Here is a 6,823-nt window from a genome sequence, read left to right on the forward strand (position 1 = left end):
AAAATACAACTTCTTAATCGAGATCATTAGATGACCTTACGCATTCATGCTTTATTTCACACAGATTACGAAGACCTCAGCTTTATTAAGCATTGGGCAGTTAATAATCAGCACACAATTACGTACACGCGTTCTTATAATAAAGACACCTTGCCAGCGCTTGACAGTTTTGACTGGTTAATCGTGATGGGCGGGCCGATGAGTGTCCACGATGAGGACAACCATCCTTGGCTAATTGAAGAAAAACGTCTGATTAAACAAAGTATGGATAGCGGAAAAACAGTGATAGGTGTCTGTTTGGGGGCGCAGCTTATTGCGCATTGTTTAGGGGCGAGCGTAGAGTCAGCGGGTGTAAAAGAAATCGGTTGGTTACCTATTGAGTTGACTAAAGACGCTCAGGCGCATCCTTTACTACAGGACTTACCACAGCAGCCGTTTACGGTCTTTCATTGGCATGGCGATGGGTTTGAATATCCACAAGGCGCGATTCCGTTAGCGACATCAGCAGCGTGGCCCAATCAAGGTTTCCTCTATCAAACGCCGCAGCAAAAAGCGCTTGGCGCTTGGGTCATGGCTTGGCAGTGTCATTTTGAAGTCACCAAAGAAAGCATCGTTAAGATGGTAGCAAATGGCGACAATGCCATTCAAAAAGGGCTGCTCGACTATCCTAAAACGGTACAATCACCTACTGAGATAATAAAGCTTGGCGATAAATATATTGCCGATAACAATGCGCGCTTAGCAGCCCTGCTCAATCGCATAGCAAATACTACTAATATTTAAACCTAATCTTTCAATCCTAAAAACACTTAACGGTTTAGCTGCTTTTTGCGTTTCTTAGCCGCAAGTTCACTTTGTTCAATTTCTAACGGCGTTAAACCATTTTTTTTACCTTTCAGATAACTTAGATAAGCTGGAATATGGGTCTTGCCCAAGTATTTATCGAGGTAAGGTAAAAAACCTGCATAATTGCCTTTAAATTTGGCATGGTGAAAATCATGATAAACAGGGCCTTCATACACAGGCAATAAATGCGCAGGATTCCACGGTATATCGTAGCCAATATGCCCATCTGCGCCTTCGATTTGACGTAAAATCACCCACATTCATACCACATAGATGTGTGCCCCTAGAATGATTGGACCCACTAGCGTCAACGCCGCCGTCAATGAATACTCGACCCAATGCATATAATTGCCATTGATACCGCAGGTATTACGAATACGGTGGTGCACACTGTGTATGTTTCTCAGCAACCACTTATTTTCATGCATATAACGGTGCATACAATAGTATAAAAAGTCATCAAGCAGCACGAAAAAAATCAATTGCGCGATGATAATATACCAAACCGGCATTTCACCATTATGCACGCCAGTTGGCTTTAACAGCGGCCAAGCCAGCACCAATAACGCGGCTAAAATAATATTATTAACAACAATGCGGCCGATAGACGGTAATAAAAACTGTTTCATCTCAAACGGCTTTTGTTGAATTTTATATTTACGCAAGTATACCGGATCGCGCCAAGCCACTATCGTCCATGGAATGGCAACTGCTAGAAAGGCGGTCGTACTAATAGCGAGGGTCGCCATGGGGAACTGCCAAAACCAAGGGTCGTTATAAAACCCTTGCCAATACGAAAACACATCCATATGTCACCTATTGAACATTACGTTTGCAGATAAAAAAGCTTTGAAAGCAAATAAGGATATTAAGAACCTTTATAAGCTGTTAATAATACCAACATAAGTTAATGAGTATATCCCTATCTTATCCCTTATCCGATATAGATGTCGCCATTTTTACCCCGCCATAGGTGACTAAGACGACACCCAGCGCTATCAATGACGCACCCAAAAATAACCCTTCTGGCGGACGCTCCCCTTGTAAAAAGATAGCGACAGGTACACCAACGACCGCGCCAACTGAGCCTAATAAGCTTAGTAATACTGGGCCGCCCGTTTTTTGTAGTAAAAATAACAATAAAAACTGCCCAGCGAAAACGAACGCCTGCACCGCAATCAATCCTAGCGGCAACATCTCAGCTGGAACCGCTAGTGAAAAGTGCGGCATGAGACTAACCAAACCAAGTAACACTGAGGCTGCTATTAGCATACCCGGTGCCAGCGCGCTTGGAGAGAGATTATCAGGCCAATATAAGGTGCGATAAATATTGCCAATTGCTAATAACACCGGACCGCAAAGCGCGAGCCCAATCCAAAACACACTGGCATCGGGCGCAGCAAATTTACGGGCGGCGAGCACACCTGCTCCGGCAAGTGCCGCGACCACGCCAAGCGCGCGCAGCTTAGTAAAGCGCTCTATTTTTAAGATGAGGGCGGCCAGATAAGTTAGGAGCGGCGGCAGAGAAATAATTAAGGCGACAAAACCTGCGCCGACATGCGGAATAGCAGAGAAAAAAATGAGATTGGAGCCTGCCACACTCACTAACGCAGCCACTAGATAATAGCTCAAGGTTGGTTTGCTTAACGGCGGCAGCTCGCGGCGTAGAAATGCATAACTAAATAAAATCAACGCCGCACCTGTGATAGACCAAAACAGAAATGCCAGCGGCGTCAGACCGACCTCGCCTGCAAATTTCGCCAGATTGGTCGAAATACCGGTTAATCCACCACCAACGATAAGACACAGCACAGGAATGAGCCACGCTTTTTTACCTTTAGCCATACCTTGCTGCGCTGACTGACTCATAGACTACCTTACTCTTAAAACAGCGGCTTTATTCATCGTCATTAGCCCTATTACTATTTTATTGACTTAGCATTATTGTTAGCTTTTATTTCATCACGATAGATTAGCACTCGCGCCAATGCAACCATAGGCGAGTATCAAGCTCATATTGATGATAGTTTGGCTCCATATGACAGCAAAGTTGATAAAAGGCCTTGTTATGCTCTTGCTCCTTAAAATGCGCCAACTCATGCACCACGATCATACGCAAAAACTCGGGCGGTGCTTCCTTAAATAGGCTGGCTACCGTGATGCTATTATGTGATTTCAGCTTGCTGCCTTGCACGCGCGATTGATAGGTATGAATGCCAAGTGCCTGATTAAGCACCGCAAGTTTACTGTTATAAGAAACCTGCGACAGCGGACTGCTTTTGCGCATATACTGATTTTTAATGTCATTAATATATTGATATAGCGCTTTATCGCTTTGTATTTGATGACGGTTTGGATAGTTTTTATCCAAATACTCACCCAGCCTGCCCGTGCTAATCAGCGTCGCCGCTTGGCTTTGAATTTGCTCAGAGTAATGCGCGATATATTTTAATGTGGTCAATGCGTTTATCCTTGACGTTTTAATGTTTAACGATTACTAATGCCTGTTTACTTAATGCGCCACAGAATTAGACAGTAAATTCATCACCACTACCCCACCAACAATCATCGCAATGCCGATGATAGCTGCGGTATCAAGCGTTTGCTTAAAAAAGAACAGTCCTACTAATGAAGTCAATACGATACCGAGTCCGCCCCATAAGGCATAAGCAATACCAATCGGTATGGTTTTTATGGTTTGGGTCAATAAATAGAACGAAATCGCATAAAGCACCGCCATAATAAGCGTGGGCACAAAGCGCGTAAACTGCTCTGACTTGACCAAAAAGGTAGTGCCAATGACTTCGCAGACAATAGCGATGGCAAGGTAACCGTAAGCAATCATGGTTGGACTCATATTTAGGGCACCTATATTGGTTAGAACATGTTTTTAAAAAAAATGAGGAGTTAAAAAGCTTCAAATTGAAGCAAAAACGATAAAAAATCTGGGCTAACTATTTTATAGGTTTATATGAGTGCGTGAAATAGAGATTTTAAGGGTTAAAGTAATATAAGGTTTTTCTTTAGTTTCAAATAGATAGTCTTATCAAACTAAGGAATCAAGTAAGTAATTATAATATTAAGAAAAATTAATTTTTATACATATTTTAGCAGCAGCAATCATCGTCACCGTCAATAAAGTCGCCGCTTTAACAAGAAACACCCACAATTTTATCCTATTTATAATTATATTTATTATTTATCGCCTAATAAGGTTGACAGCCCAGAACTACTTGGCTAAAATGTGCCCCACATAACGCAAACAAGATAAGCAATCGCACCTACCAAAGGCTTTGTAAAACTTGTTTAATCAACCGTTATCACAACTTATTCTCCAATAGCTCAGTTGGTAGAGCAACGGACTGTTAATCCGTGTGTCCCTGGTTCGAGCCCAGGTTGGAGAGCCATATTCTAAAAGACCTTCATCAACTATTTGATGGAGGTTTTTTTATGGTCGCTATTCAATCCTTAATGGCTTACCTTATTAACCAACACAATATTAATACGGCGATGGTGTTCTTTTAGCGGCTTTTATTGTATGGTAGGATTAGCTGTGACCAAGTTCGTTTTTGTCTGAGTGTTTTATTCCTACTCACTAAAAGTAATGGTTTATTATGATACCTGTCCGTATAAAAAATAAATTCTCTGATCATCCGCAAAAAATCACGCGTCCGATCAGTATTCGCTTGTCTGAAGAAATGATTCGATTATTAGAGTCTACCTCAGCAGAGCTGGGCTTTAAACGTATCCAAGGTCTGATTCGTCTTTATATCCGTCAAGGATTGGATCGCGATCATCAAGATTACACCTTGGCGCATGATGAAGTGTTTATTGAAAGCCTACGTAAGCGCGGGGTCAGCCAACGTATCATTGATGAGGCGATTGTGGTCACGCATAATAATACCACCACTCACCCGCTGTCTGAGCTGCAAGATAAAGAGTAACGCTTGGCTTATCATACATACAAAAAAAAGACTAAGTTTGCTTAACGGCGCTTGGTCTTTTTTTTGCTATTTAATTTAAACTTGCTACGTAAAATATGCCCTTCTCAAGGCGCTTAATAACATCGAATACCCATTAGCGATAAACAAACATACAAAATTATTATAAGCGCTATATTGATAGGCGCTATATTGGTATAAAAGTTATTAGTATCTATATGGGTTGAGAAGGAGGCATATGATGATTGGTTTATATAAACACGCAGGCCGTACACGCTATATAAAAAAGGCCATGTTATTGGCATTTACTGTAGCGATGTTGCCAGTTACCAATGGCTGCACACAGCCGCCAGCAGATCCAAGTAGGCAGACCATACCAACCAACTCTGACCAATGGCAAAAAAAGCTTGGCGATACATTTGAGCGTCTGCCTGAGGCTGACAGACAGCTCTTGAGCCGTTATATGCTACGTATGAAGCTCAGCGGCGCGTATGAGTCCGGAGCGATGCCGCGTATCACCATCAAGCAAGCCCTTATCCAGCAGCGTGAATATGAGCGCTTGCATCCAAACAATCCTACTGGCAAAAAAAGCCCGATTGTCACCAGTCCGCAAGTGCACACTGCCAAAGCACAGAATTACCCTGTGGCTTTACTGCCCGTCAAAACCAGCGATAGTGACAGTTTAAACCAAGTAAAACTACAGTTTATGCTGTCAAACCACGGTAAGGTAGCGATTAAAAGCTTTAAGGGTAAGCTTACGATGCAAGAGGCGAATTTGACCAAAAGTAAAAGCTTTAATGTACCGTTGACCCAGTTCCAGCCACCAATCGAACCTGAACAGTCTGGCAAAATCGTTATCGAAAGCAGTATTGAAGATATCAATGTCATGCGCGCGATTAAAAATCATACGGGCATACACATTGAGATTAGCGAAGGCAAACTGGTATTAATGGATGGGCAAGAAGTAGAGTTTGAGCAAACGCTAGCGAAATAATAGAGAGTTCATATAACCCATTCAAAACAAAATCGACAGGGGTATAATGATGTGCGACTGGTATAAATTTTCCTTGCTTGCTGCTAGTGCAGAGGCTGCGGAAAATTCATCCCAGTCGCACGGTATCGGGTTTAAAATAAACCAACTATAGAGTGCCCGTTAAGTTACTAAAAACCGCTTTTATGCACACATAAAAAAAGCCCCAATCAGTTATTGATTGGGGCTTTTTCGAATTTGGCGGAGACGGAGAGATTCGAACTCTCGAAGGGCTATGAACCCTTGCCGGTTTTCAAGACCGGTGCATTCAACCGCTCTGCCACGTCTCCATTGGTGCATCATTATATAGATATCATCGTATAATGCAAGCGCTTCATATTAAAAAAATGAAATTAATTTACAGCCAGTTTTAAATCAATGACTTAGCGTGTGCCAAAACTTTTTGCCCAGTGCTTTTTTTAAAACATTTACTGCAAACTATGTTATTTACTTAAAGCAAGATGTAAGCACATATCAAGCAGCCTGTTGGCATAGCCCCATTCATTGTCGTACCAGGCAAACACTTTATATTGCTCGCCCACTTGCATCAACTGCTGACCATCGATAATCAGCGATTCTGGCTGATGGATAAAATCACTGGAAACGAGCGGCTCATCAGTATACGCCATGATATTTATCAAATCACCAAGGCTAGCAGCTCTTAACTTTTCTCGTATTGCATCGACGCTGACATTCGGCGTATCAAAGACAAACGTCACATCAATCGCCGCCACATCGATGGTCGGTACGCGAATGGAATGACCGTTTATCTTGTCTATCATCGCAGGCAATACCCGTTCTGTCGCAGCAATACTACTTGAGGTGGTCGGAATAATATTATAACCAGAGGCGCGCGCGCGTCTTGGGTCGCGGTGCGCTTGATCGAGCACTGTCTGATCCGCCGTTACAGCATGAATCTCGGTCATCATAGCCGACTTTACGCCAAACGTCTTATCAAGGGTAGCAATCAGCGGTACCAAGGCCTGCGTGGTACAAGAAACGCTCG

General features: G+C 42.7%; 8 protein-coding genes, 2 tRNA genes and 1 pseudogene. 4 read left to right on the plus strand and 7 right to left on the minus strand.

Annotation, left to right across the window (positions count from 1 at the left end; translation table 11 throughout):
* The first annotated feature begins 30 nt into the window (after positions 1–30).
* Positions 31–783 carry a type 1 glutamine amidotransferase gene (locus V7D75_RS08220; RefSeq protein ID WP_333614175.1) on the plus strand — a complete coding sequence of 251 codons (753 nt, stop codon included), beginning with the start codon at positions 31–33 and terminating at the stop codon, positions 781–783.
* A gap of 26 nt (positions 784–809) precedes the next feature.
* Here V7D75_RS08220 and V7D75_RS08225 read toward each other — a convergent pair whose 3' ends face one another.
* From V7D75_RS08225 to V7D75_RS08245, 5 genes are all read right to left on the minus strand, one after another.
* Positions 810–1,106, minus strand: a complete 297-nt coding sequence (locus V7D75_RS08225) for a hypothetical protein (RefSeq protein WP_333614176.1) — start codon at positions 1,104–1,106, stop codon at positions 810–812.
* Positions 1,107–1,655: a sterol desaturase family protein gene (locus tag V7D75_RS08230; RefSeq protein ID WP_333614177.1), complete on the minus strand. Its 549-nt coding sequence runs from the start codon at positions 1,653–1,655 to the stop codon at positions 1,107–1,109.
* A gap of 118 nt (positions 1,656–1,773) precedes the next feature.
* Complete coding sequence (locus V7D75_RS08235; RefSeq protein WP_333614178.1) at positions 1,774–2,715, minus strand: DMT family transporter; 942 nt, start codon at positions 2,713–2,715, stop codon at positions 1,774–1,776.
* A 103-nt stretch (positions 2,716–2,818) separates the two neighbouring features.
* Complete coding sequence (locus tag V7D75_RS08240; RefSeq protein ID WP_333614179.1) at positions 2,819–3,307, minus strand: M48 metallopeptidase family protein; 489 nt, start codon at positions 3,305–3,307, stop codon at positions 2,819–2,821.
* A gap of 51 nt (positions 3,308–3,358) precedes the next feature.
* Positions 3,359–3,703: a DMT family transporter gene (locus V7D75_RS08245; RefSeq protein ID WP_082894398.1), complete on the minus strand. Its 345-nt coding sequence runs from the start codon at positions 3,701–3,703 to the stop codon at positions 3,359–3,361.
* A gap of 474 nt (positions 3,704–4,177) precedes the next feature.
* Here V7D75_RS08245 and V7D75_RS08250 point away from each other — a divergent pair.
* The 3 genes from V7D75_RS08250 to V7D75_RS08260 all read left to right on the plus strand — a co-directional run bounded on the left by V7D75_RS08250 (position 4,178) and on the right by V7D75_RS08260 (position 5,781).
* Positions 4,178–4,253: transfer RNA gene (locus V7D75_RS08250), tRNA-Asn, on the plus strand.
* Between the two features lie 207 nt (positions 4,254–4,460).
* Positions 4,461–4,790, plus strand: a complete 330-nt coding sequence (locus tag V7D75_RS08255; protein WP_068408103.1) for a CopG family transcriptional regulator — start codon at positions 4,461–4,463, stop codon at positions 4,788–4,790.
* A 235-nt stretch (positions 4,791–5,025) separates the two neighbouring features.
* Positions 5,026–5,781: a hypothetical protein gene (locus V7D75_RS08260; protein ID WP_333614180.1), complete on the plus strand. Its 756-nt coding sequence runs from the start codon at positions 5,026–5,028 to the stop codon at positions 5,779–5,781.
* A gap of 235 nt (positions 5,782–6,016) precedes the next feature.
* Here the strand turns inward: V7D75_RS08260 and V7D75_RS08265 are convergent.
* Both V7D75_RS08265 and V7D75_RS08270 read right to left on the minus strand, forming a co-directional pair.
* A tRNA-Ser gene (locus V7D75_RS08265) sits at positions 6,017–6,107 on the minus strand.
* A 153-nt stretch (positions 6,108–6,260) separates the two neighbouring features.
* Positions 6,261–6,823: pseudogene (locus tag V7D75_RS08270) on the minus strand (type I glyceraldehyde-3-phosphate dehydrogenase); the annotation flags it as partial.

The sequence above is a fragment of the Psychrobacter sp. genome (assembly GCF_036731945.1).
GTDB lineage: Bacteria > Pseudomonadota > Gammaproteobacteria > Pseudomonadales > Moraxellaceae > Psychrobacter.